The sequence below is a fragment of the Jeotgalibacillus haloalkalitolerans genome (assembly GCF_034427455.1).
Taxonomy (GTDB): Bacteria; Bacillota; Bacilli; order Bacillales; family Jeotgalibacillaceae; genus Jeotgalibacillus; species Jeotgalibacillus haloalkalitolerans.
Genome location: NZ_JAXQNN010000002.1, coordinates 391000 through 414666, shown reverse-complemented (window position 1 = coordinate 414666; position 23667 = coordinate 391000). Strand labels below are relative to the sequence as shown.

Genomic DNA, 23667 nt, shown 5'->3' with positions numbered 1-23667 from the left:
TGACCGTAATCAGGAGGTCTGCCTTTTTTCTTTCGAATCAGGGTATGATGAATATAGAATAAACATTATCAGAGGTGACATATGGCTACTTATAAATTAGTTGCTACTGCAGCAATGGGTCTGGAATCAATTGTTGCAAGAGAAGTGAAAGACCTTGGTTATGAAACAACGGTAGAGAACGGTAAAATATTTTTTGAAGGTGACGAGCTTGCGATTGTAAAAGCCAACATGTGGCTTCGTACTGCGGACAGAGTAAAGATTGTCATGGGTGAATTTAATGCTTATTCATTTGACCAGCTGTTCGAAGGTACAAAAGCGATTCCATGGGAGACGCTAATGGCTGTGGATGCAGCATTTCCGGTATCTGGGAAATCCGTTAAATCAAAGCTTTACAGTGTGCCGGACTGTCAGTCAATCGTGAAAAAAGCAATTGTTGAACGGATGAAGGCGGCTTATAAGAGAATGAGTTTTCTTGAAGAAAGCGGTCCGACTTATAAAATTGAAGTGGCGATCAGAAATGATAAAGTTACACTAACTGTAGATACAAGTGGAGCCGGACTTCACAAACGGGGTTACCGGACAGGCCAGGGGGAAGCTCCTTTGAAAGAAACAATGGCAGCGGCCCTGATCAAATTAACAAACTGGCGTCCTGACAGACCTTTTCATGACCCGTTTTGCGGATCGGGTACAATTCCGATTGAAGCAGCATTAATCGGACAGAATATTGCACCTGGCTTCAATCGTGAATTTATTTCAGAAGAATGGCCAATCATCCCCGGTTCTATCTGGGACAAAGTTAGAGAAGATGCAGAAGCGGCTGCAAATTATGATCAACCGCTTGAAATTTATGGAACAGATGTAGATCACAAAATGATTGAAGTTGCGAAAGAAAATGCGATAGAAGCAGGTCTTGGAGACTTAATTCAATTTAAGCAGATGCAGGTGAAAGATTTCACAGCGGACAATGATTACGGTGTAATTGTTGGTAATCCTCCGTATGGTGAACGGATCGGGGAAGAGGAAGAAGTGGAAAAAATGTATCGCGATATGGGACAGGTATTTGAACAATACCCGACATGGTCAAAATATATCATCACTTCACACCCTCATTTCGAGGATCTGTATGGAAAGAAAGCAACAAAGAAGCGTAAATTGTTCAACGGTTTTATCCGTACAGATTATTATCAGTATTTTGGTCAGCGTCCTAAACGTAAAAATGATTAAGGGAATGATTGAATGAATACAAAAAGCCTTCCTTTTCCGGTAACAAGTGATCAGTCATTTTATGAGGCATTAGGTGACTGGATTGGTGATGTTTTTTATGACATTTTACCTGAAAAAGGCCTGGAGTTGCGCGATGAGCAGATTTTTATGGCTTTTCAGCTTGAACAGGCTTATAAAAATAAATCTGTGATTTTTGCAGAAGCAGGTGTCGGGACCGGCAAAACAATTGCTTATCTTCTATATGCAGTGGCATACGCGAGATACACAGGCAGACCTGCCATCATTGCCTGCGCAGACGAAACATTGATTGAACAGCTGGTTAAGCCGACTGGTGATATTAAAAAGATTGAGCAGATGCTTGATATGGAAATCGACGTAAGGCTTGCAAAATCAAGAGAGCAGTATTTATGTTTAAAGAAGCTTGATGAAGCAGATAAACGCACCGAGGATGAAGCGATTGAAGATGTTTATCTGCAGCTTCCGGAATTCGTCTACGGAGCAGGTTCTATGTCATCATTCTATCCATATGGTGACCGTAAAGAGTATCCATATTTAGATGATGAGCAGTGGCAGGCTGTAAATTATGATTCGCTTCAGGATTGTCTGAGCTGTGATGTCAGACACCGGTGCGGACAGACGCTGCACAGGGAATATTACAGACAGGCAGGAGATCTGATTGTCTGTTCACATGATTTTTATATGGAGCATATCTGGACAAAGGATGCGAGAGTCAGAGAGGGTCAGCTCCCGTTACTCCCGGAAGCAAGCTCTGTTATATTTGATGAGGGGCATCTGCTTGAATATGCTGCACAAAAAGCACTGACTTATAAGACTTCTCTTCAATCAATGGAGAAAGTTCTGTCAAAGCTTTCCGGTAATGACGTAAGAGAAAAAACACTTTTACTGATTGATTCAATCCTTGAGATGCATGACGACTGGTTTGCACTGATCAGCAAAAGTGCTGACCGCAGCTCAGAGAGAATGAAAATTAAAAAAACAGACCAGTTAATACAGGCTACTTCAAAACTGAAGAAGTCTATTGACGATCTCCTTGAGGAGCTTGTATTTGAGTCAGAGATGTATGTAATTGATGAATATGACCTTAAAATTTCTGAAGAATATCTCGAAACCGTTTTATTTTCTTTAAAGCTGCTTGTTGAAGATGATAATGCAATTATCTGGCTTGAAGAAAATTTTGATGACGAGAGACTGGTCATTATGCCAAGGATGGTTGAGGAAATATTAAGAGAAGAAGTTTTCTCTAAAAAGCTTCCATTTATTTTTTCCTCAGCAACACTTTCTGTTGATGAAGATTTCACTTATCTGGCTGCCAGCCTTGGTATTGATGATTATTCATCCTTTACTGTTGAATCGCCTTATGAATACGAAGAAGTCATGAAGATTCAAATCAGAGTGCTGGATCAGGCTGAGAGAGCAAATGCGATTTCTGAGATTGTAAACGAGAATGAGGGTGGCTCACTTATTCTGTTTAATAATCATGAAGATCAGAATCTTTTCAGGTTTACAAACATGATAGAAGAGAAGCAATGTCTTTATGAGGGTGATGAGGAGATTAGCACGCTGGTCGAGAAATTCCAGGAGGATACCTCGTCAGTTCTTGCTTCTATCAACCTGTGGGAAGGTCTTGATGTGCCAGGTCTGAGTCTGAATCAGGTCATGATTGAGTCACTTCCATTCCCGCCAGATGATCCGGTATTTGAAGCAAAACGCAATCATGCAGAAGATCCAATGAAAGAGGTTGACCTGCCTTATATGCTGCTCAGGTTACAACAGGGAGCAGGCAGGCTGATCCGTTCTTCATCTGATAAGGGCAATATTACGATATTCTTATCACCTGAAGAAGAAAAGTGGATTCCTGAGATTAAAAAAATCCTTCCGGTTGAACCTGAAGTAGTAAAATAAAAAGTTGCAGAGACTGTGAAATTTTCGCAGTCTCTTTTTCTATTTACTTCACTTCCCGAAATAGATTCATTATTTTTTCAGAAAAGTATGATAAGATAAAGAATGAAAAATGACTGGAGGGATCACCTTGACATTAGAAACAGTAAAAAAGGATTTTATTACTCATTTGAATAAAATCTCTGCATATGAGGAAGCATTAGGGTTAATATTCTGGGACTTACGTACAGGCGCACCTAAAAAAGCAATTGAACAGCGCTCAGAAGTAATTGGTACTTTGTCATCTGAAGTATTTAACATGTCTACATCAGATCAGATGGCTGAATACATACAGGAGTTAAATAATCATAAGAGTGAGCTGGATGAACTCACTGTGAAAATGCTTGAGGAATGCGAAAAAGAGTTTAACCGTAATAGAAAAATTCCTGAAGATGAATTTAAAAAATATGTTGTTTTGAAATCAAAAGCTGAAAATGTCTGGGAAGAAGCCCGTGAAAAATCTGACTTTTCATTATTTGAGCCATATTTGAAGGAGCTTGTTGATACAACAAGACGATTTATAGAGTATTGGGGATATGAAGGAAATCCTTATAATACACTCCTTGATATGTACGAACCGGGTGTAACCGTCGAAGTCTTAGATGAAGTGTTTGGCAAAGTACGTGAAGCAATCGTTCCGCTTGTTAAGGGAATTGAGGCTTCCGATGTTAAACCTGAAACATCCTTTATCTATCAGCATTTCCCAAAAGATGCACAGCGTGAATTCAGTGTACATGTCCTGAAGGAACTCGGTTATGATTTTGAAGCCGGAAGACTTGATGAAACGGTTCACCCGTTTGCAACAGGACTGAATACCGGGGATGTCAGGATCACGACGCGCTATGATGAAAATGATTTCCGCGGAGCGATTTTTGGAACGATACATGAATGCGGTCATGCACTGTATGAGCAGAATATTGATCCTGCATTAAATGGAACACCACTAAGCGGCGGGACCTCAATGGGGATTCATGAATCTCAATCATTGTTTATGGAAAATTTTGTTGGAAGACATCCTGAATTCTGGCGCCGTCACCTCCCAGCGCTGAAGGAGTATTCCCCTGAACAGTTCAATGATGTTTCGGTAGAAGACTTTTTATCAGGAATTAATGAATCAAAACCTTCCCTGATCAGAGTGGATGCAGATGAACTGACCTATGCGCTGCACATTATGATCAGATATGAAATTGAAAAAGGTCTTTTCAATGCTGACTATGAGGTTGCTGAACTGCCGGATGTGTGGAATCAGAAGTATAAGGAATACCTGGGTATAGTGCCATCGAATGATGCAGAAGGTATTTTACAGGACGTCCACTGGTCAGGCGGCTCTTTTGGTTATTTCCCATCTTATGCACTGGGATACATGTATGCGGCTCAATTCAAGCACGCTATGTTAAAGGACCTTCCGGGGTTTGATGAATATATCGCAAGTGGTGATATCGCACCAATTAAAAACTGGATGACTGAAAAAGTTCACCGTTTCGGCAAAACTAAAAAACCGCTTGATATTTTACAGGAAGCTACCGGAGAAGGGCTGAATGCAGACTATCTCATCAAATACCTGCAGGAAAAATATGCTGCGCTTTATAACCTTGAATCTGCAAAATAAGGAGAGAGAATATGAAACTTCCTTCGTTCAGACTGGATGGTAAAAAAGCAATTATAACCGGCGCAGGCAGAGGAATCGGCCGTGCCCTGGCGATCGGCTTTTCATTGGCAGGAGCAGAGGTTATTCTTTGTTCACGCACTGAATCAGAGCTGAATCAGGTGAAAAGTGATATTGAAGATCTGGGAGGTACTGCATCCGTCTACCAGATGGATGTTACAAATACGACCGAACTGAAAGCAACTGTTGAGAGAATATTCAGCGATCATCACCAGGTAGATATTCTGATCAATAATGCCGGAATGAATATCAGGTCTAAAGCGAATGACGTGACTGAGGAAGAATGGATAAAAATTATGGATACTAATGTGAAATCTGCGTTTATGATGTCACAGGCTGTCGGGGCTAAAATGCAGGAGCAGGTTAACGGCGGGAGTATTTTATCTGTATCTTCAGTTGCAGGTCATGTAGCACTGAAAACAGGCGTCGTCTATGCAGCTTCAAAAGCTGCCATGATCCAGATGACCAAAGTGCTTGCCTATGAATGGGGAAGTCATGGTGTCAGGGTGAATTCAATCGGCCCATGGTACTTTGAAACCCCTTTAACAAAACATCTGCTTGAAGACGAAGAATATCTAAATGAAATCCTGGCTGTTACCCCATTAAAAAGAGTTGGCCAGGTGGAGGAGCTTGTTGGTCCTGCACTGTTCCTTTCATCCGATGCAGGCAGTTACGTAACAGGCCAGACATTATTTGTAGATGGCGGTATGACAATTAATGGATTTTAAGTACTTGATTGTCTGACAAAGGCTTTATCATTATGGAAGCATAGCAGGGAAACGTGAAACTTTTCAAAAGAACAAAACAATCAATCTAAATAAGTTAGATATGTTAATTGTGATTAACTTAGTGTAGCGAAGCGTTAGGCGGCGACTCCGGGACGAATAGAGGGAAGCTGAGACCCCGCAGCCGTAGGCGAGGAGGCTTAGCGACCTCCGTCCGGAAAGCGTCCGCCTGAAACGCAGCGCATCGACATTAAAAGCCTGAGACACTATGTCCCAGGCTCTTTCTTACTTCTGAATAGATACAAGAATTGAGAATTGGCCAATACCAGCTGCTTCAAACGGTAAATGAACAGCCTGTTTAAAGTTATGAAGCGTTGAACTTCCAGACATCACCGAAGGAGGCGTAATATCCATTTCTACACCCTCTGAAGAGATATAAGTTGTCAGATTTCCTGCGATCATGTTGCCAACTTCACCGATAAATGAGATCAGCATATCATCTTCAAGATGCATCCCGTACATTGATTCTCCCAGACTGCTAAAATGCTTTTTATCGCCGTCAATTAAAATATTGCCTTTTAATTCACCGGTCATACCAATTAATACCGCGACCTGATTTTGCTGATAAGGCATATTTAAAACAGAAGGATTACTATGTTTAATGGTCACCGGTACGACTTTATTTATAGAGTGGATCATTCCATTTAATAAATTTTTTACTACTTTAGATGTACTCATATGAACCTCCAGCGCAAAATAATGATTCTATTATACCATTACTTTTTGCTTATAAAAAAGATTTTAAAAATCTTTCTGAAAAATGATTAAATTTTATTTGAAGAAGCTGTTTTTCAGATACAATAATAGATGAATAAGAACGCGCACTAATCAACAGTCGAAAAGGAATGGTTTATGTGAATAAAGCGGATTTTGACATCCAAAAAGATCAATTATTAAGTGAGCTGATTGGATTTTATCTAAAATCCAACGATTACGGGGATGCTGAGAGAGCGGAAAAAGCCATTCACCTGGCAGAAAAGTTACACCGTGAGGAAATCGTCATTGCATTTTGCGGGCATTTTTCAGCAGGGAAATCTGCAATGATTAACCACCTGACCGGTGAAAACCTATTGCCCTCAAGTCCAATCCCAACGAGTGCAAATCTAATCGCGCTCCATACGGGTGATGAAAAACCTGTACAAATTACAACTGCTGAAAATCAGATATACGAACTTGAGCCACCACTTGATGAAACGTCTATTGTTCAGTTGGGAAAAGAAGGACTGGCCATTAAAAGAATTGATATCTGGAAGAACTCAAGCACGCTTCCAGCTGGTGTTACACTCCTTGATACACCAGGCATTGATTCGGTTGATGACGCACATAAAAGGTCAACTGAATCAGCTGTTCACCTTGCTGACCTGCTTTTTTACGTGATGGATTATAACCACGTGCAGTCAGAAATGAATTTTGAATACATAAGACATATGTCCATGCATAACAGAAAAATCTATGCTGTGATTAATCAGGTTGATAAACACAGAGATGAAGAACTGGCTTTTATAACTTATAAAAATGCAGTAGAAAGAGCGTTTTTTGACTGGGGAGCGATGCCTGAAAAGTTTTTTTACACCACTTTAAAAAAGCCTGAACACCCTGAAAATCAAAGTAGTCAGCTAAAAAATGAAATCTCCGATATGACTGAAAACAGGTATTCGCTGTTAATTGATTCTGTAAAAAGCTCTCTGGATGTTTTAAAGTCTGAATTGAAATCTTTTCTGGAAGATGAAAAATCTGAAATACTGGAAGTTTATTCATCGATCGTTACGGAAGAAGATATTGAAAACAAAGATATGATATACAGACAGGCAGAAGAGCTGGAAGCAGGTCACATCGGTTCTCTTGAAGACTGGTCAGAAAATTTTGATGCTGAAATGAACAAAATGCTTCAATCAAGTTATCTCATGCCGGCAGAAGTCAGAGCCATTGCTGAAAATTTCCTTGAATCCAGTCAGCCGAATTTTAAAGCAGGCGGATTGTTTTCCGGTAAAAAGACGAAGCAGGAAAAAGAGGCAAGGGAAGCGGAACTTGATAAAAGTCTGAAGGCGATTATTGATGAACAGCTCGTGTGGCATGCAAAGACAATCCTTTATCAGTTCCTTGAACGTGCAGGTATTTCCCGGTCAGGCTGGAGCGGGGAAATAGAAAAAATCTCTATAGCCGAACCGATTCTTATCGCAAAACAAAATATAAAGAGCGGTGCAGGATTTACAGGTGAAGCACTTCTTAATTATTGTGACGGACTTGCACAGGACTGCAGAAAAGAGATAAAATCTCAAATGCTTTCCATCAAGGAGAACATACTCGACACATATGAAGATCAGATAGAAGAAAATGCAGTAAGGAAGTCAGCAGAACACACTGATTTAACAAAAAAAGTTAATGTGCTGAAGCAGATTGAGGAATTGGAACGTAAAGTGAATGAGCTCTCCCTGCTTAACTTCAGCGAGACAGTGAAAGATGAATGGCTGGACAAATGGAGCGAGGAAGCGAATGTGGAAAAGTTATCAGATCTTGACCACATCATAACCGGTGATGAGAATTCACCTGAAAATGAGGTCATTACAAAATCATTGCCTGCTGAAGAATTAAATGAAGAAGTTTTATTAAGAAACAGCCTGCAGCTAGCTGATGAGATAAAAGATATAAATGGATTTGAACAACAGTCAGAAACGCTTTTTGCTCAGGCTGAAAGATTAAAAAATAAACAGTATACTGTTGCTTTATTTGGTGCATTCAGTGCAGGTAAGTCAAGCTTTGCCAATGCATTGCTTGGGGAGAAAATACTGCCTGTTTCTCCAAATCCGACAACCGCTTCCATTAACAGAATATACCCTCCGGATGAACAGCACCCTGATCAGACGGTAATTGTCCATTTCAAACAGTCTTCGGAGCTGCTTGAAGATCTGCAGGAAGCTTCGCATTTAATAGAGATAAAGTCTTTAGAAGAAATGGCTCATACACTCCCGGATGTTCTGAAGAAAAATAAAGATTTATCAGAATCGAAAAAAAGTTTTATCCGTGCCTTTCTTAAAGGGTGGGATGACTATAGAGAAGTGCTCGGGAAAACGGCACATGTGAAGTTTGAAGAATTTGAGGGATTTGTATCAAATGAGCACCAATCCTGTTTTGTAGAGGCAATTGACCTCTACACAGATTCATCAGTCTCAGATAATGGGATCACACTTGTTGATACGCCTGGAGCAGATTCAGTCAATGCCAGACACACAGACGTATCTTTTGATTACATCAGGAATTCAGATGCGATTCTGTTCGTTACTTATTTTAATCATGCGTTTGCAAGAGCTGACCGTGAGTTCCTGATTCAGATGGGCAGAGTTAAAGAAAGCTTCGAGCATGATAAAATGTTTTTTATCGTGAATGCTGCAGACCTGGCAGAAAGTGAAGAAGAAAAGCAGGACGTTATCCAGTATGTTAGAAAACAATTGCAGACATTTGGTGTGAAACAACCGAAAATATTTGGGGTTTCGAGCCTTCAGGCATTAAGAAATGATAAATATTCCGGTCTTGCAGAATTTCAGGATGAATTTTCAATGTTTATTGACCAGGAGCTTGATTCGATTGTCAAAAAGAATACTGCTGATTATTATGATCAGACCGTAGAAAGAATGCAGGTTCTTCTAAAACAGATGAGAGCGAATGAATGTGAGAAGGCAGAGAGGAAATCTGATCTCTCGGCATTGTCAGAAAACCTTGGCAGCTATTTCGATCCTCTTTACAGAGACAGTGTCAGATCACAGACGGAACAGGAATTAAAAGAACTACTTCATTACGTGCACCAGCGGGTGTTTTACAGGTTTTCGGATTTCTTTAAAGAGGCTTTTAACCCTGCAGGCTTTCATGGGAAATCTAATAAAGCTGCACTATCCCAGGCGATGCAGGAATGTATTGAGATGGTTTCTTTTGATTTTTCTCAGGAGTTCAAAGTGGTCAACTATCGAATAGAACAGCAGATCTCCAAACTGTACAAAACAGAAATGAACCGGATATGGGACCAGGTGAAGATTCTATTTCCGGAAGGGGTTAAGCCTGAAATAAAAGTTGAACCTGCAAAACTTCTGACGTTTAATCAAATATTTGATCAGCTTGATGAATCAGACTTTAATCAGGAAAAGTCAATGTTTAAGAATACTAAATCTTTTTTTGAAAAGAACGAAAAGAAATTTATGCAGCATGCGCTGGAAGATAAATTTAAGGACAAGGCAGCTATTGAAATAGAGAGAGTGGCTGATCAGTTAACACAGTGGACCCTGGACGAAATGTCAAGAGTCGAACATGTATTGTTCAGCAACTGGCAGGCAGAATTGTCAGCTCAAATTGACTCAGCACTGAAAAATCTTTATTCTGAAGCATATGCTTTAAGACTGGAAACTGCACTGAACAGGATTTCTTCCTATGAAAATTGATCGCTATCACGTGTGTGCCACCTGTATACACTTCCTTGCAGAAAGAAATAAGGCAGGGGAAATGACTTATCAGTGTAAAAGGCTTGGTTATGAAACAAAGCCCAATTACAAGTTCAATTGCTGGGTACCTAAAAAGCACGTCATAAAATTAATTCAAAAAGGCGGGGATGAGCATGCATGCAGCAGTATCAGCTGAATGGTTACTTGAACAAATCGAACTAAAGCGTCCGATGGCAATTCTGGATTGCAGGTTTGACCTGAAATCACCTGAATCAGGCATGGTGGGATATCGTCAGTCACATATTCCGGGATCTTATTACGTGCACCTGGATCATGATTTGTCCGGTGAAGTAAAAACGCATGGCGGGCGTCACCCGCTGCCGGATTTAACGGTATTTAAACGTAAGATGGAGCAGTCAGGTGTATCAGATCAGATACCGGTTGTTGTATATGATAGGTGTGACGGCGCATTTGCAGCACGGGCATGGTGGTTACTGCATTATGCAGGTCACGAGCAGGTCTATATACTGAATGGCGGATACAGAGAGTGGACCGATAAACAGTATCCGGTGACCGATCAAATTCCTGAAGAGAAAAATACCACTTTTCATCTTCATATCCGTCATGATATTGTAGCTGATAGAAAAGAAGTTGAAAATGTCGTTTCCGGAAAGCAGAGTGCCTGCCTGATCGATTCGAGGGATTATGCAAGATATATTGGTGACCACGAACCGATTGACCGGGTGCCTGGACATATTCCGGGAGCCATTAATAATGAGTGGGTGAACAGCTTTGAAAATGGGTGGCTGCTGGATCCGGATGAACAGGCTAAAAGATTTTCAGAATGGGATAAAAAGCAGCCTCTGATTGTCTACTGTGGAAGCGGAGTGACCGCCTGTCCTAATTATATTGCATTGAAACAGGCAGGTTTTAAAGAGGTAAAGCTTTATCCAGGGAGTTACAGTGACTGGGTATCTTATGATGATCATGAAATAGAGCTCGGGGACGCAACCCATATCGGACAGCATCACAGGAAATAACAGCGTTCACTCACCGGATGGGTATTCGTTTGAAAAGGAGAAAACCATGAAACATGTACTTTTAATTGATGGAATGGCGCTTTTATTTAGGTCATTCTTCGCAACAGCAGTATCAAATCAATTTATGTATAATCACAACGGAACACCGACAAACGGTGTCCAGGGGTTTATTAAGCATACATTAACAGCAGCTGAAATTATCAAACCGACTCATGTAGCAATCTGCTGGGATATGGGAAAAGACACTTTCCGCAATGAAGAATTTTCACTTTATAAAGCAAACCGGAATGCGCCGCCTGAAGAGTTAATCCCGCAGTTTGATCTTGTAAAAGAAGTTGCAGACCACCTGAGCTTTCACAATATAGGAGTAAAAGGCTATGAAGCAGATGATTGTATCGGTACAATTGCAAAAATGGAAACTGACAGTAAAGTAAGCATTGTAAGTGGAGATAAGGATCTGCTGCAGCTTTTAGCCCCAAATGTAGACGTGTGGCTGATTAAGAAAGGTTTTGGCACATATGAAACGTATAATCTGGACAGGTTTCTCTCAGAGTACGAAATCACGCCAAAACAGTTTATTGATGTGAAGGGATTAATGGGAGATACCAGCGACGGCTATCCCGGGGTCAAGGGAATTGGTGAAAAAACTGCTTTCAAATTAATAAAAGAGTTCGGATCAATCGAAGGCATTCTTGAAAATATAGACCGCCTGACACCTGGCCAGAGAAATAAAATTACACAGGATCAGGAAATGCTGCATCTTTCACGTAAGCTGGCAGAGATTCACTGTGAAGTACCACTTGATAATCCGACAATTAAAGACTGGAATGGTCTTCCGGATCATGCTATCAGTGTAGTAGATCAGTTTGGACTCAGATCAGTAAAAAAATACATGGAGCAGAAGATCATATGAATAAATCATTGGATGATTTTGTTGCTGACCTTCATACAAGAGGTTTTAAACTTGATGATGAGGCGATCGGTTTTATCTATTTCGGGAAAAAGTTTACCGGCGCGGGTGATCAGCTGATTAAAATGGCAATTGAAGCGACACTGAAGTGCCAAAAGCGTTTCGATTCAAGCTTTTATATGTCAGTATTAGAAGAGTTGTCAGGTAAAGATTGGAAAAATAAAAATGAAATGACCGAGCATTTAAAAGCTAAAGGAATGGCAATATAAAAAGAAGAGCCCTCAGCTCTTCTTTTTTTGTGAATGTATCGCCTGTCTGGCAAGCTTATCGGCCACAGAATTTTCTTTACCTGGTATCCATTTAATAAAGAACAAATCGAATTGGTCGAGTAATTCATTTATCCTGGGTAAATAATGAGCGTATTTTTTATTTTTGATATACCTTTTTTCAACAGCGGCATAAACAGCCTGTGAATCTGTTTTACAGGAGATAATCTGATGTTTATAGGGAAGACACTTTTCAAGACCGATTAGAAAAGCTTCGTATTCAGCTTCGTGATTTGACATTTCATCCAGTTCGATCGAAAACTGAAGGCTGTCTTTGCCGTTTTTCACAAAGATTCCTGCCCCACTTAAGCCGGGATCACCTGCACTCGCACCATCTATAAAGAGTTCGATCATGTATACCACCTCTATAAGAAGTGTACCAGCAGTTGCACACGTGAACAATTCAAATGTACAATAAAAAGAATGAAGGAGGGGATCTTTTATGAAAGTCTATTTTTCCGCTAAATATGAGCACCCTTCAGGTACATCCATTCAGTTTCAAAGTGATTGGGCTGAAGATAATCAGGCACTTTTATTTATTGCTGACTTTGAAAAAACTGGAAGGTTTTCTGAGGTGATTGTTCACGATGACCTCGACCAGCAGTGGTCTGTGAAAGAGTTTAAAAAACTGATGACTAAAGCAACAGGAGCGGCAAAAGATTTAACAGTTTACTTCGATGCGGCCTATTCAAAAACTGACCAGTCAGCCGGCCTCGGATGGATGATAGAATACAGGAGAGATCACGAGTCATATACTGAAAAACGGAACAAATTATTACATGATGTTCAATCTAATAACGAAGCGGAATACGCCGCGCTATATTATGCTATCCACCATGCAATTGAAATCGCAGCGGGTCATCAGCAGCTTATCCGCTGTTACGGAGACGCACTGACTGTGACGAATCAAATGTCAGGTGAATGGCCATGTTATGATCAGGACTTAACGAATTGGGCAGACAAAATTGATTTACTGTTAACTGATCACGGAATGACTGCTGAATATGTGCATATTGGAAGAAATCACAATAAGTCTGCACATAAATTAGCACACCAGGCAATGAATGATACAAATATAAAAAGTCTGAACAGAAATGATAAGGATGAGTGAGATGGAAAAACAAACAGCCATTTCAGCTGTTGATGATCTGATGAACACATATTGCAAGGAATGTCCGGTTAAAAAACAGCTGAGGTCAGAAAAAGGAAAATTATCAGCCCATAAATTTTGTATTTCTGAGTGTTCAATCGGTTTGAAAATCAAGGAAATTGGCAGACTTTTGTCTTAAAAGGGAAAGCCCGACAAATAAAAAAAGCCGGCTGGATAGGCCGGCTTATTATGACTCTTTTTTTACAACATTCGCAGCCTGAGGGCCCCGATTGCCTTCCACGATTTCAAAAGAAACTTCCTGACCTTCCTCTAGGGATTTGTAGCCATCACCCTGCACGGCCGTAAAATGCACAAATACATCATCGCCACCTTCGACTTCTAAAAACCCGTAGCCTTTTTCGTTATTGAACCATTTTACTTTGCCATTATGCATCTGATTTCCTCCCTGCTATTTCCCTAAAGAGATTTCCATTACGGATATTACACCAATAATGATATGTTTACTATACACATCAATAAAATCCGCGTCAATAACTAGATCGAATTTTCAAAATCATTTATCATTTTCTGAATAGAACACTTTTTTTACGTTACCGGGTGACAGTTGTTTCATAAAGACCGTTATAGTACACTTTACAAGTAATCAAATCACGGTTTCCGGAGGAGGGGTCCCCGCATGCCAACGCCCAGCATGGAGGATTATATCGAACAAATTTACTTACTGATAGATCAAAAAGGGTATGCAAGAGTTTCTGACATTGCTGAAGCCCTGTCAGTTCATCCGTCCTCAGTTACAAAAATGGTACAAAAACTGGATAAAGATGAATACCTGATCTATGAAAAATACAGAGGGCTGGTTTTAACTAAAAAAGGCAACAAAATAGGTAAAAGACTTGTCTTCAGACATGAACTATTAGAACAGTTTTTATCCGTAATCGGGGTTAAAGATGAGAATATTTACAATGATGTTGAAGGAATTGAGCATCATCTCAGCTGGAATTCAATTGACCGGATCGGTGACTTAGTTCAATTATTTGAAAATGAGCCGGAGCTGATTGAAAAGCTCAGGAAACTACAAGAAAAAGAAGATCAATAAAACCGCCTTTGAGGCGGTTTTTGTATGTTTATATATACATTAGACATGTTATAATTAGAGCATTACATATAGCGGAGGCTTGTTATGACGACTAATAAAACTGTTCCTTCTGATATTGATATCGCTCAGGCTGCATCTATGGTTTCTATTAATGACATTGCTGCCGGAGCCGGACTGACTGCTGATGACATTGAAATGTATGGTCAGTATAAAGCTAAAATTAAGTTTGAAACGATAGAGCGTTTGAAAACTGCCCAGGATGGTAAATTAATCCTCGTCACTTCGATTAATCCAACGCCGGCCGGTGAAGGTAAATCCACTGTAACGGTCGGACTTGCTGATGCCTTAAAGGCTTCAGGTAAGAATTCCATGGTTGCCTTAAGAGAACCTTCTTTAGGTCCGGTTATGGGAGTGAAAGGCGGCGCAACCGGCGGAGGGTATGCACAGGTCTTACCAATGGAAGATATCAACCTGCATTTTACAGGGGATATCCACGCAATTACGACTGCCAATAATGCATTGGCAGCTTTTATAGATAATCATATTCATCAGGGCAATGATCTTGAGATCGATCCAAGGAAAGTTATCTGGAAACGTGTAATGGATATGAATGACCGGGCACTCAGACAGATTGTGATTGGACTTGGCGGTCCTGCAAGAGGTGTGCCTAGAGAAGACGGGTTTGATATCACCGTTGCTTCTGAAATCATGGCTGTTTTATGTCTGTCATCAGATTTAAAGGATCTGAAAAATCGTCTGTCACAGATTGTGATCGCCTATACTTATCAGGGCGAACCTGTAACGGTAGCAGATCTTGATGTGCAGGGAGCGCTGACGCTTCTTTTAAAAGATGCGCTGAAACCTAACCTTGTCCAAACGCTTGAGCAGACACCGGCGTTAATTCACGGTGGTCCATTTGCGAATATTGCCCATGGCTGTAATTCGGTTCTTGCGACGAAAACAGCTTTAAAGCTTGCGGATTACGTTGTAACTGAGTCAGGCTTTGGAGCAGATCTTGGCGCAGAAAAGTTTTTAAATATCAAAACCAGAACAACAGAAAAACATCCGGATGCTGTAGTCATTGTTGCAACAGTGCGGGCACTTAAAATGCATGGCGGAAAATCAAAAAAAGAACTTGTAAATGAAGATACACAGGCTTTAAAAGCTGGTCTGACAAACCTTCAAAAACATATTGAAACGGTTCAGGAATTTGGGCTGCCTGCTGTGGTCGCGATCAATAAATTTCACACAGACAGTGATGCAGAAATCAGTATTCTGGAAGATTTCTGTAAGAGCAGCCAGGTTCCTTTCTCGTTAACCGAGGTATGGGAAAAAGGCGGAAACGGCGGGATAGATCTTGCAGCTAAAGTCATCAACGCAATTGATCATCCGGGTGAATTCTCTTACCTGTATGAACTTGATCTGCCAATTAAAGAAAAAATCAATACGATCATCAGAAAAGTCTATGGAGGATCTGAAGCGGTATTTTCCAAAAAAGCTGAAGCACAGATCAAACAGTTTGAAGCATACGGCTGGGGAGCTTTACCGATTTGTATGGCAAAGACTCAATATTCCTTATCTGATGATCCGTCCCAGTTCGGCCGTCCTGAAGGATTTAAAGTAACAATCAGGGAAATCGTACCAAAGCTTGGCGCAGGCTTTCTTGTTGCATTGACAGGTGACGTGATGACGATGCCAGGTCTACCAAAAAATCCTGCTGCAAAAAATATGGACGTAACAGAAGATGGAAAAGGAATCGGATTATTTTAATTCTTTCTGACAAGAAGAGCCTGAGACACTTTTGTCCCAGGCTTTTGCTTTTTAACAGCAAAAACACGTATAAATGATTGAATGATATTGATATGCTATGATGACGAAAAAAAGAATGTGGGGATAATATGTTTGATCCAACTGCGTTTGATAATTTGAAAACAGTTCTTGAAGGAACAGTCTATGACAGAGACCTCGACGGGACCGTTCATATTACGTCAAGGTCTGATCAGGTGGATATTGCAACGCTCTGCCGCAGCTTTACAATGACTTTCCATGTGCAGGATAAACAGTTTGAAGCAGATATGAACCTTTATGCTGATCTGAAAAAACTGACTGCTGAACTTTTGCCTGAAGGCCAGACGAAAGAAGCAGGTGCAGCTATTTCTATTGTCTTCAGAAAGTTTGATAAAGAATGGACTGAAGGAGAATTGTCAGTTCTTTCAGAGCAATGGGGTGAGAACAGGTGCTATGACATCAGAAAAATTTCTTCAACCAGAAACCCGGATTATTGCGAAGCAGTTGTACGCTTTGAAAGAACCATTACTGAGGATATGCTGCGGGATATAGAGGATATGGTTTATTTCGTGATTGAAACACTTGATTTTCTTGAAGGTAAAGAAAAATGATTACAATTTCAGCTGACCAGATAAAAGCTGCTGAGAATGCGGTTAAGGGGTTTTATATGAAGGATCGGACCGGTCATGGCTGGGACCACATTATGCGTGTCAAAAACCTTGCAATCAAAATTGCTGAAATTGAAGGGGTGCAAAATATAAACCTGATTGAATGTATCAGTCTTTTACATGATGCAGGTGATGAGAAGCTTCATGATACCAGGCAGTCTGCAGAATCTTTTCTCCATCAGACAATCAGTCAATTATATTTGAATGAAACTGAGGAAGCCTATTTACTTCATCAGGTTAAATCAGTCAGTTATCGCAACAGACATTTATACCAGGGCGATCTGGAAAGTAAAATCGTTTCAGATGCCGACAGACTGGACGCACTTGGCGCAATCGGTGTTGCCAGAGCATTTACATATGGGGGCGCTCACGAGCAGAAAATGCATAGCTATAAAACCGGGGAACCAACTGTTATAGCTCACTTTAATGAAAAATTGCTACATTTAAAAGATGAAATGCACACAAAAACAGCATATAAAATTGCGATTGAAAGAGATCGCTTTTTAAACCTGTTTAAAGATCAATTTTTGAATGAATGGAATGGTAAAAAATGAAGCAGTGTAGAGTACTTAATCTTTACAAATCATACGGAGAAAAAACGCTCTTTGAAGATTTATCTTTTACAATCACTGATTCTGACAGGATTGGATTGATAGGAGTAAACGGGACAGGTAAATCCACATTAATGAATTTAATAGCAGGAGCAGAATACCCGGATGCCGGAGAGATTGAACAGCCAAAAAATTACACAGTTAAGCTCCTGGATCAGGAACCGGATCTGAAAGATCATTTTACTGTGATGGAAACGATTTTTGAAAGTGATGCTGAAATCACAAACTTAATGACACAGTATGATCTGATCATGAAGGAATATGAAAAATTTCCTGAATCTGAAGAAGTTCAGTCAAAGATGCTGAACATCCAGCAGAAGATGGATGAAGAAAATGCATGGGATGCTGCTTCCAAGGCCAAATCAATTTTATCCAAGCTTGGTATTACTGATACTGAAAAAAAGATTTATCAGCTTTCAGGCGGTCAGAAAAAAAGGGTCGCGCTCGCACAGGTTCTGCTGGAGGAGCCGGATCTGCTGCTGCTGGATGAACCGACCAACCACCTGGATTATGAAGCGATCTTATGGCTTGGTCAGTATTTGCAAAAATATGCGGGTTCTTTACTGTTTGTATCCCACGACAGATATTTTATTGACCAGGTCTCTAATTCAATGCTGGAAATTGATAAAGGGAAAGCCTACAAATATAAAGGGAATTATCAGCGGTTTATTGAGGCGAAGGCAGAACGTGAAGAGCAGGAAGCCTCATCAGAAAAAAAGAAAAATAATCTCTACAAAAATGAACTGGCGTGGATGCGAAGAGGTGCAAAAGCACGTACGACAAAACAGAAAGCCAGAATTCAGCGCTTCGAAAGTTTAGAAAGCTCAATGGAAAAAAATCAGGATCAGGAATTGAACATCGGTGCATTAAGCAGTCGGCTTGGAAAACAGGTAATAGAACTGAAAAATGTATCTAAAGCCTACGACCAGGTACTATTTAAAGATTTCAGCTTACTGATCACACCTGGTGACAGAATCGGTATAGCAGGCTCAAACGGCAGCGGTAAATCAACATTGATGAATATGATTGCCGGCAGGGCAGAGCCTGATAGCGGAAGTGTGGAGATTGGACAAACTGTTAAAATTGCTTACTTTTCTCAGGAGATTGAAGAAATTGATCAGAAATTAAGGATGATCGAGTATATCAGAGAGTCAGCTGAGGTAGTTGAAACTGCAGAAGGTACCATTTCAGCCTCACAGATGCTCGAGCAATTTTTATTTCCACCCGAAGTGCATGGTACACCGATCTATAAGCTTTCAGGTGGTGAAAAGAGAAGACTGTATTTATTAAAGCTTCTGATGAAACAGCCTAATGTACTGATGCTGGATGAGCCTACTAATGATCTGGACACACAGACGCTTACTGTACTTGAAAACTTCCTCGATATGTTTGGTGGAGTCGTAATCACGGTCTCACATGACAGATACTTTTTGGATAAGGTTGCGGATAAGCTGATTATTTTAAACAATTCGTCTACACCGGAAATTACACTGGATGATTATTCAACTTATGTTGAAAAGCAGATTGACCAGCAGGTAAAAGAGGCTGTTAATACTCCTGCTAAACAGCCTAAAAAGACGGATCAAAAAGAAAAGACAAGGCTTTCCTATAAAGAGAAGTTAGAGTGGGAAAACATCACTTCAGATATTGAAAAAATTGAAAAACATATTGAGACACTTGAAATAGAGTTGGAAAAAACCGGCAGTGATTATATGAGAGCAGAAGAAATTAATAAAGAATTAGAAGATCTGAATGAAAAGCTGGAAACAGCAATAGAACGATGGAGTTATTTATCTGAATACGCGGAGTAAGCCCATTTCTTCAACACAAATTTTTATTATGATACAATGCAACTAGATTTGGGAATAATCGGAGGGGTAAAATTGAAAATACTTTCTATTGAACCAACGCCTAGTCCAAATACGATGAAAGTGATCGTGGATGAATCATTAGCTGGCGGAAAGAGTAATAATTATAAAAAAGATGATGCAGAAAATGCTCCGGATAAAATCAGGCAGCTTTTACAGATCGATGGCGTTAAAGGAATTTACCATGTAGCGGATTTTCTGGCTGTGGAAAGACACCCTAAAGCTGACTGGGAAGCGGTACTGCCTGAAGTAAGGTCAGTATTCGGAGAAGAAAACGAGTCAGGTGTACAGGAAGAAAAAGCTGATGAACACTACGGGGAAGTAAATGTTCAAGTTCTTCAGTTTAAAGGAATACCTTTGCAGATCAAATTATTAAGCGGCGATGAAGAAAAAAGATACGGTTTACCCGATTATTTTGCACAGGCAATGGGTGATGCGCAGCTTGAAGGGGACAATGTCATTCTTCAGAGAAAGTGGAAAGATTTTGGTGTAAGATACGGCGATCTTGATAAAATTGCCGATGAAGTGACTGATGAAATTCTTGCATCATACCCTTCCAGCAGGGTCCAGGCCATTGTCGAAGCGGCAAAAGAAGCAGGTGACAAGCCTGTTCAGACTAGGGAATTGAAAAAAGTAACGGTTGATATGCTGAAGTCATGTGACACGTGGCAGGAAAGGTATCAGCTGCTTGAACAGATACCTGAACCTGAAGTAGATGATATCCCGATGCTGAATATAGCATTAGAGGATGAAAAAGTATCTGTCAGACGGCTTGCAGTTGTTTATCTCGGAATGATAGAAGATGAGCAGGTGTTATCTTCGTTATATAAAGGGTTAAATGACAAGAACGCTTCAGTCAGACGTACTGCCGGTGATTGTTTATCAGACCTTGGATTCCCTGCAGCTGAGGAAGAAATGATGAAGGCTCTCTCAGATAAAAATAAACTGGTCCGCTGGAGAGCAGCCATGTTTTTATATGAAGCAGGTACTGAAAAATCATTAAAGGCGTTAAGAGAAGCAGAAGAGGATCCTGAATTTGAAGTAAAGCTGCAAATTAAAATGGCGATCGAACGGATCGCTGAAGGACAGGAAGCAAAAGGCTCAGTGTGGAAGCAAATGACAGAAGCAAGAAAACAGAGAATGGAGGAGTAAAATCATGTCGATGGCATATGAAGAATATATGAGACAGCTGGTTAAACCGATGAGACAGGAGCTTACTCAGGCAGGTTTTCAGGAGCTGAGAACAGCTGAAGAAGTAGAGTCATTTTTTGAAGAGTCGAAAGGAACATCTCTTGTTGTTATAAACTCAGTATGCGGGTGTGCAGCCGGCCTTGCAAGACCGGCAGTAACGCAGGCTCTGATTACTCATGACAAAGAGCCTGATCACCTGGTAACAGTTTTTGCCGGTCAGGATAAAGAGGCGACTGCAAAAATGCGGGCGCAATTTCCTGACTATGAGCCATCATCACCATCAATTGTTTTATTAAAAGATAATGAAGTAGCTCATTTTATTCCAAGAGAAGACATTGAGGATCATGAAGTTGAGGATATCGTCAGCAATTTAAAAAACGCTATGGATAAACACTGCTGATTGCTGTGATTATCACAACGTCCGGCAGGCCCGGAGAAAATGCTTTTACGAATGTTGAAACAGCAAAGCGGTATTTTCCTGAAGCAATGTATGTTGAGAGAAAAAAAAGATCACTGAAAGCATTACAAAAACAATATCAGGTCAATGTTCTTGTAGCAGGTGATACCAGATTTGAACTATATGTACCTGAAGCTGATGAGCCGTTTTTTTATCATCCGAACTCGGCTGCGTTCAGAATCAAACGGTTGATTAAAGGGGGAGAGGATCCGCTCATCACTGCTGCGGATCTTTCACCTGACGACCTTTTTCTGGATTGTACAGCAGGTATGGCTTCAGATGCACTGGTTGCTTCCTGGTACTGCAGCAAAGTAACGGCAATAGAGCGGAGTAAAGATGTTGCATTTATAACAGGAGAAGGATTAAAAACCTTTGTTCATAAAACAGATGAGATCACTTCAGCTATGAGACAGATAGAACTCATTCATGCTGATGCTTATCAGTATCTTGCTTCGTGTCCATCAAATCAATATGATGTGATTTACTTTGATCCGATGTTTACTGAAACCATTCATTCAGAAGGGATATCATCTTTAAAAAAGTTGGCTGAATATCAGAATGAATCTCTATATATGGCGGTTAAAGAAGCGAAGCGGGTTGCACGGAAAAAAGTCATATTGAAAGATCATTTCCGTTCATCAAGATTTGAGGAATTAGGTTTCAAGCAGATGATCAGACCATCAACTAAACAGCATTACGGTATCATTCCATTAAAAAAACCAGTCTAAAATGACTGGTTTTTTTAATGGATATGTTCTGATCCGAACTTAGCCGGCGTGTCTTTCCCCCAGTATACCTCAGCGAGTTCATGATGCGTTTCAAAGCCATCCTCAGCAGTATGGTAATGGAAATTAAAACTGTACCCTTCAAGAGGCGGACGGTCTTTTCTTACATGAAAATAAAGCACTTCATCATTGGATTTTGTATCCATGATATGAAAAATTCTTTCTCCATCCCCTTTGCCGAGGACAGGAGAAATCGCCAGGTCATGCACTTCTTCTTCAGGGTATGTATCCAGCAGGTCCAATATAATTTCTTCAATTTTTGGCAATACTTCAGATTCGAAATCTGATTCAATTCTTGGCAGGATTCTGTCACCAAGCTTTGATGCAGTAATCTCTCTAGCCTGAGCAATGAGCTGCTCTGCGGATTGTTCTTTACTCAGTGCAGGAAGTGCGGCAACTTCTATATGATCAGGGATTACTTCATGATCTTCAGATTTCTGGCTGTTCCAGGCAAGTAAATCCTGAGGAGAGATCATTCCGAATGTCAGGATCGAGATTAATACAACAAATGATTTTTTAATCCAGTTAGGCATAGTACTCTATTCCTTTCAATAAAGAATCAGCAAATTGTAAATCTTGAATGGACTCACATTGTTAAATCAATTATACTAGAATACGAAAAGAAAAGCGCTAGTTTTTTAAATATTGTTCCTTGAATAGGGGGTAAATGTCTTGGAAGAAATTATGATCAGTATTGGATTTCTCTTAATGCTCGCTTACTTTGTGTACTTACAATTTGCTGAATAATAAAAAGCTGGCAGCTGCCAGCTTTTTATTTAAATACAACGATTAAAGGAGAGCAACTACATGAAACAATATCATGACTTACTTGAGCAGGTACTCGCAAACGGCGTCAGAAAAAATGACAGAACCGGTACAGGCACCATCAGTTCCTTTGGTCATCAGATGAGATTTGATCTTCAGGAAGGCTTTCCTCTCGTTACAACAAAAAAAGTGCCATTTAAACTAATTGTCAGTGAATTACTCTGGTTTATAAAAGGCGATACGAATATCAGATACTTACTGGAACACAATAACCATATATGGGATGAGTGGGCGTTTAAAAACTGGATTGAATCGGATGATTATAATGGACCGGATATGACTGATTTTGGATTGAGATCCCAGAAAGATGAGGCTTTTAAAAAAGAGTACCAAAAGCAGATGGAGCTTTTTCAGGGAAAGGTAATAAGCGACGATCAATTTGCAAAAGAATACGGTGATCTGGGATCCGTTTATGGGAAACAGTGGCGTAATTGGTCAAAATCGAGTGGCGATACAATTGATCAGCTAAAGGAAGTAATCGAATCCATTAAACATAACCCGGACTCGAGAAGGCACATCGTAAGTGCCTGGAATCCTGAAGATGTGCCAACAATGGCTCTGCCGCCATGTCACACTTTGTTCCAGTTTTATGTTGCGGATGGTAAACTGTCCTGTCAGCTTTATCAAAGAAGCGGCGATCTGTTTCTGGGGATACCATTTAATATCGCAAGCTACGCACTGCTTACACACTTAATTGCTGAGGAATGCGGGCTGCAGCCGGGAGAGTTTATTCACACGATAGGCGATGCGCATATTTATTCCAATCACATGGATCAGGTGAATACGCAGTTAGGCAGAGAATCTAAATCGTTACCGACTATAAAGATAAATCAAGAGAAGACTTTATTCGACCTTGAACCATCAGATATAGTAATTGAAAATTATAACCCGCATCCGGCGATCAAAGCACCGGTAGCTGTCTAGGAGGTA

The 23667-nt window shown here is 40.3% G+C and carries 23 protein-coding genes; 19 read left to right on the top strand and 4 right to left on the bottom strand.

Annotation, left to right across the window (positions count from 1 at the left end; genetic code table 11):
• Window positions 1–81 precede the first annotated feature (81 nt).
• The 4 genes from UFB30_RS06970 to UFB30_RS06955 all read left to right on the top strand — a co-directional run bounded on the left by UFB30_RS06970 (window position 82) and on the right by UFB30_RS06955 (window position 5577).
• On the top strand, window positions 82–1224 hold the full coding sequence (locus UFB30_RS06970) for a THUMP domain-containing class I SAM-dependent RNA methyltransferase (RefSeq protein ID WP_322420967.1): 1143 nt from the start codon (window positions 82–84) through the stop codon (window positions 1222–1224).
• A 12-nt stretch (window positions 1225–1236) separates the two neighbouring features.
• Complete coding sequence (locus UFB30_RS06965; protein WP_322420966.1) at window positions 1237–3147, top strand: ATP-dependent DNA helicase; 1911 nt, start codon at window positions 1237–1239, stop codon at window positions 3145–3147.
• Window positions 3148–3256: 109 nt separating this feature from the next.
• Window positions 3257–4792: a carboxypeptidase M32 gene (locus UFB30_RS06960; protein WP_322420965.1), complete on the top strand. Its 1536-nt coding sequence runs from the start codon at window positions 3257–3259 to the stop codon at window positions 4790–4792.
• An 11-nt stretch (window positions 4793–4803) separates the two neighbouring features.
• On the top strand, window positions 4804–5577 hold the full coding sequence (locus tag UFB30_RS06955; RefSeq protein WP_322420964.1) for an SDR family NAD(P)-dependent oxidoreductase: 774 nt from the start codon (window positions 4804–4806) through the stop codon (window positions 5575–5577).
• Between the two features lie 282 nt (window positions 5578–5859).
• On the opposite strand, the gene UFB30_RS06950 is transcribed toward UFB30_RS06955, so the two are convergent.
• A complete protein-coding gene (locus UFB30_RS06950; protein WP_322420963.1) occupies window positions 5860–6312 on the bottom strand; it encodes a chemotaxis protein CheX in 453 nt (150 codons plus the stop codon).
• 176 nt (window positions 6313–6488) lie between these two features.
• Here UFB30_RS06950 and UFB30_RS06945 point away from each other — a divergent pair, with 176 nt between their 5' ends.
• From UFB30_RS06945 to UFB30_RS06930, 4 genes are all read left to right on the top strand, one after another.
• Entirely contained in the window at window positions 6489–10061 is a 3573-nt protein-coding gene (locus UFB30_RS06945) for a dynamin family protein (protein WP_322420962.1), read from the top strand.
• A gap of 173 nt (window positions 10062–10234) precedes the next feature.
• Window positions 10235–11101, top strand: coding sequence for a sulfurtransferase (locus UFB30_RS06940; RefSeq protein WP_322420961.1), 867 nt, complete (start codon window positions 10235–10237; stop codon window positions 11099–11101).
• A 46-nt stretch (window positions 11102–11147) separates the two neighbouring features.
• Window positions 11148–12014 (top strand): 5'-3' exonuclease, encoded by an 867-nt coding sequence (locus tag UFB30_RS06935; protein ID WP_322420960.1) that lies wholly within the window; start codon window positions 11148–11150, stop codon window positions 12012–12014.
• Window positions 12011–12280, top strand: a complete 270-nt coding sequence (locus UFB30_RS06930; RefSeq protein WP_322420959.1) for a DUF6123 family protein — start codon at window positions 12011–12013, stop codon at window positions 12278–12280. Before UFB30_RS06935 ends, UFB30_RS06930 begins: the two co-directional genes overlap by 4 nt.
• Window positions 12281–12292: 12 nt before the next feature.
• Here the strand turns inward: UFB30_RS06930 and UFB30_RS06925 are convergent, their stop codons facing one another.
• Window positions 12293–12691: a reverse transcriptase-like protein gene (locus UFB30_RS06925; protein ID WP_322420958.1), complete on the bottom strand. Its 399-nt coding sequence runs from the start codon at window positions 12689–12691 to the stop codon at window positions 12293–12295.
• Window positions 12692–12779: 88 nt separating this feature from the next.
• Between UFB30_RS06925 and UFB30_RS06920 the strand changes: the two genes are divergently transcribed.
• Window positions 12780–13448 (top strand): reverse transcriptase-like protein, encoded by a 669-nt coding sequence (locus UFB30_RS06920; RefSeq protein ID WP_322420957.1) that lies wholly within the window; start codon window positions 12780–12782, stop codon window positions 13446–13448.
• A 1-nt stretch (window position 13449) separates the two neighbouring features.
• Window positions 13450–13626 (top strand): zinc-finger domain-containing protein, encoded by a 177-nt coding sequence (locus UFB30_RS06915; protein WP_435390798.1) that lies wholly within the window; start codon window positions 13450–13452, stop codon window positions 13624–13626.
• Window positions 13627–13674: 48 nt separating this feature from the next.
• Here the strand turns inward: UFB30_RS06915 and cspD are convergent, their stop codons facing one another.
• Complete coding sequence (cspD, locus tag UFB30_RS06910; protein WP_322420955.1) at window positions 13675–13881, bottom strand: cold-shock protein CspD; 207 nt, start codon at window positions 13879–13881, stop codon at window positions 13675–13677.
• A 243-nt stretch (window positions 13882–14124) separates the two neighbouring features.
• On the opposite strand from cspD, the gene mntR reads away from it, so the two are divergent.
• The 8 genes from mntR (at window position 14125) to UFB30_RS06870 (ending at window position 21855) form a co-directional block, all read left to right on the top strand.
• Window positions 14125–14544, top strand: a complete 420-nt coding sequence (gene mntR / locus UFB30_RS06905) for a transcriptional regulator MntR (protein WP_322420954.1) — start codon at window positions 14125–14127, stop codon at window positions 14542–14544.
• An 84-nt stretch (window positions 14545–14628) separates the two neighbouring features.
• A complete protein-coding gene (locus UFB30_RS06900; protein ID WP_322420953.1) occupies window positions 14629–16314 on the top strand; it encodes a formate--tetrahydrofolate ligase in 1686 nt (561 codons plus the stop codon).
• Between the two features lie 128 nt (window positions 16315–16442).
• A complete protein-coding gene (locus tag UFB30_RS06895; RefSeq protein WP_322420952.1) occupies window positions 16443–16943 on the top strand; it encodes a hypothetical protein in 501 nt (166 codons plus the stop codon).
• The gene (locus tag UFB30_RS06890) at window positions 16940–17554 is read left to right on the top strand and encodes an HD domain-containing protein (RefSeq protein ID WP_322420951.1); all 615 of its coding nucleotides are present in this window, start codon (window positions 16940–16942) and stop codon (window positions 17552–17554) included. Before UFB30_RS06895 ends, UFB30_RS06890 begins: the two co-directional genes overlap by 4 nt.
• Window positions 17551–19422, top strand: coding sequence for an ABC-F family ATP-binding cassette domain-containing protein (locus UFB30_RS06885; RefSeq protein WP_322420950.1), 1872 nt, complete (start codon window positions 17551–17553; stop codon window positions 19420–19422). The genes UFB30_RS06890 and UFB30_RS06885 overlap by 4 nt, the downstream gene beginning before the upstream one ends.
• Before the next feature lie 72 nt (window positions 19423–19494).
• On the top strand, window positions 19495–20631 hold the full coding sequence (locus UFB30_RS06880) for a conserved virulence factor C family protein (protein ID WP_322420949.1): 1137 nt from the start codon (window positions 19495–19497) through the stop codon (window positions 20629–20631).
• Between the two features lie 4 nt (window positions 20632–20635).
• Complete coding sequence (locus UFB30_RS06875) at window positions 20636–21070, top strand: BrxA/BrxB family bacilliredoxin (RefSeq protein ID WP_322420948.1); 435 nt, start codon at window positions 20636–20638, stop codon at window positions 21068–21070.
• Between the two features lie 5 nt (window positions 21071–21075).
• The gene (locus UFB30_RS06870; RefSeq protein ID WP_322420947.1) at window positions 21076–21855 is read left to right on the top strand and encodes a class I SAM-dependent methyltransferase; all 780 of its coding nucleotides are present in this window, start codon (window positions 21076–21078) and stop codon (window positions 21853–21855) included.
• A gap of 14 nt (window positions 21856–21869) precedes the next feature.
• Here the strand turns inward: UFB30_RS06870 and UFB30_RS06865 are convergent, their stop codons facing one another.
• Window positions 21870–22445 carry a YpjP family protein gene (locus tag UFB30_RS06865; RefSeq protein WP_322420946.1) on the bottom strand — a complete coding sequence of 192 codons (576 nt, stop codon included), beginning with the start codon at window positions 22443–22445 and terminating at the stop codon, window positions 21870–21872.
• Between the two features lie 274 nt (window positions 22446–22719).
• On the opposite strand from UFB30_RS06865, the gene UFB30_RS06860 reads away from it, so the two are divergent.
• Window positions 22720–23661, top strand: coding sequence for a thymidylate synthase (locus UFB30_RS06860; protein ID WP_322420945.1), 942 nt, complete (start codon window positions 22720–22722; stop codon window positions 23659–23661).
• The last annotated feature ends 6 nt before the right edge of the window (window positions 23662–23667 follow it).

Bases quoted from the DNA above. Each gene is read 5' to 3' on its own strand.
- UFB30_RS06955 (WP_322420964.1), top strand. From the start codon at position 4,804: ATGAAACTTCCTTCGTTCAGACTGGATGGTAAAAAAGCAATTATAACC.
- UFB30_RS06915 (WP_435390798.1), top strand. From the start codon at position 13,450: ATGGAAAAACAAACAGCCATTTCAGCTGTTGATGATCTGATGAACACA.
- UFB30_RS06920 (WP_322420957.1), top strand. From the start codon at position 12,780: ATGAAAGTCTATTTTTCCGCTAAATATGAGCACCCTTCAGGTACATCC.
- UFB30_RS06940 (WP_322420961.1), top strand. From the start codon at position 10,235: ATGCATGCAGCAGTATCAGCTGAATGGTTACTTGAACAAATCGAACTA.
- UFB30_RS06930 (WP_322420959.1), top strand. From the start codon at position 12,011: ATGAATAAATCATTGGATGATTTTGTTGCTGACCTTCATACAAGAGGT.
- UFB30_RS06950 (WP_322420963.1), bottom strand. From the start codon at position 6,312: ATGAGTACATCTAAAGTAGTAAAAAATTTATTAAATGGAATGATCCAC.
- UFB30_RS06925 (WP_322420958.1), bottom strand. From the start codon at position 12,691: ATGATCGAACTCTTTATAGATGGTGCGAGTGCAGGTGATCCCGGCTTA.
- cspD (WP_322420955.1), bottom strand. From the start codon at position 13,881: ATGCATAATGGCAAAGTAAAATGGTTCAATAACGAAAAAGGCTACGGG.
- UFB30_RS06885 (WP_322420950.1), top strand. From the start codon at position 17,551: ATGAAGCAGTGTAGAGTACTTAATCTTTACAAATCATACGGAGAAAAA.
- UFB30_RS06935 (WP_322420960.1), top strand. From the start codon at position 11,148: ATGAAACATGTACTTTTAATTGATGGAATGGCGCTTTTATTTAGGTCA.
- UFB30_RS06860 (WP_322420945.1), top strand. From the start codon at position 22,720: ATGAAACAATATCATGACTTACTTGAGCAGGTACTCGCAAACGGCGTC.
- mntR (WP_322420954.1), top strand. From the start codon at position 14,125: ATGCCAACGCCCAGCATGGAGGATTATATCGAACAAATTTACTTACTG.
- UFB30_RS06970 (WP_322420967.1), top strand. From the start codon at position 82: ATGGCTACTTATAAATTAGTTGCTACTGCAGCAATGGGTCTGGAATCA.
- UFB30_RS06965 (WP_322420966.1), top strand. From the start codon at position 1,237: ATGAATACAAAAAGCCTTCCTTTTCCGGTAACAAGTGATCAGTCATTT.
- UFB30_RS06895 (WP_322420952.1), top strand. From the start codon at position 16,443: ATGTTTGATCCAACTGCGTTTGATAATTTGAAAACAGTTCTTGAAGGA.
- UFB30_RS06890 (WP_322420951.1), top strand. From the start codon at position 16,940: ATGATTACAATTTCAGCTGACCAGATAAAAGCTGCTGAGAATGCGGTT.
- UFB30_RS06900 (WP_322420953.1), top strand. From the start codon at position 14,629: ATGACGACTAATAAAACTGTTCCTTCTGATATTGATATCGCTCAGGCT.
- UFB30_RS06875 (WP_322420948.1), top strand. From the start codon at position 20,636: ATGTCGATGGCATATGAAGAATATATGAGACAGCTGGTTAAACCGATG.
- UFB30_RS06960 (WP_322420965.1), top strand. From the start codon at position 3,257: ATGACTGGAGGGATCACCTTGACATTAGAAACAGTAAAAAAGGATTTT.
- UFB30_RS06865 (WP_322420946.1), bottom strand. From the start codon at position 22,445: ATGCCTAACTGGATTAAAAAATCATTTGTTGTATTAATCTCGATCCTG.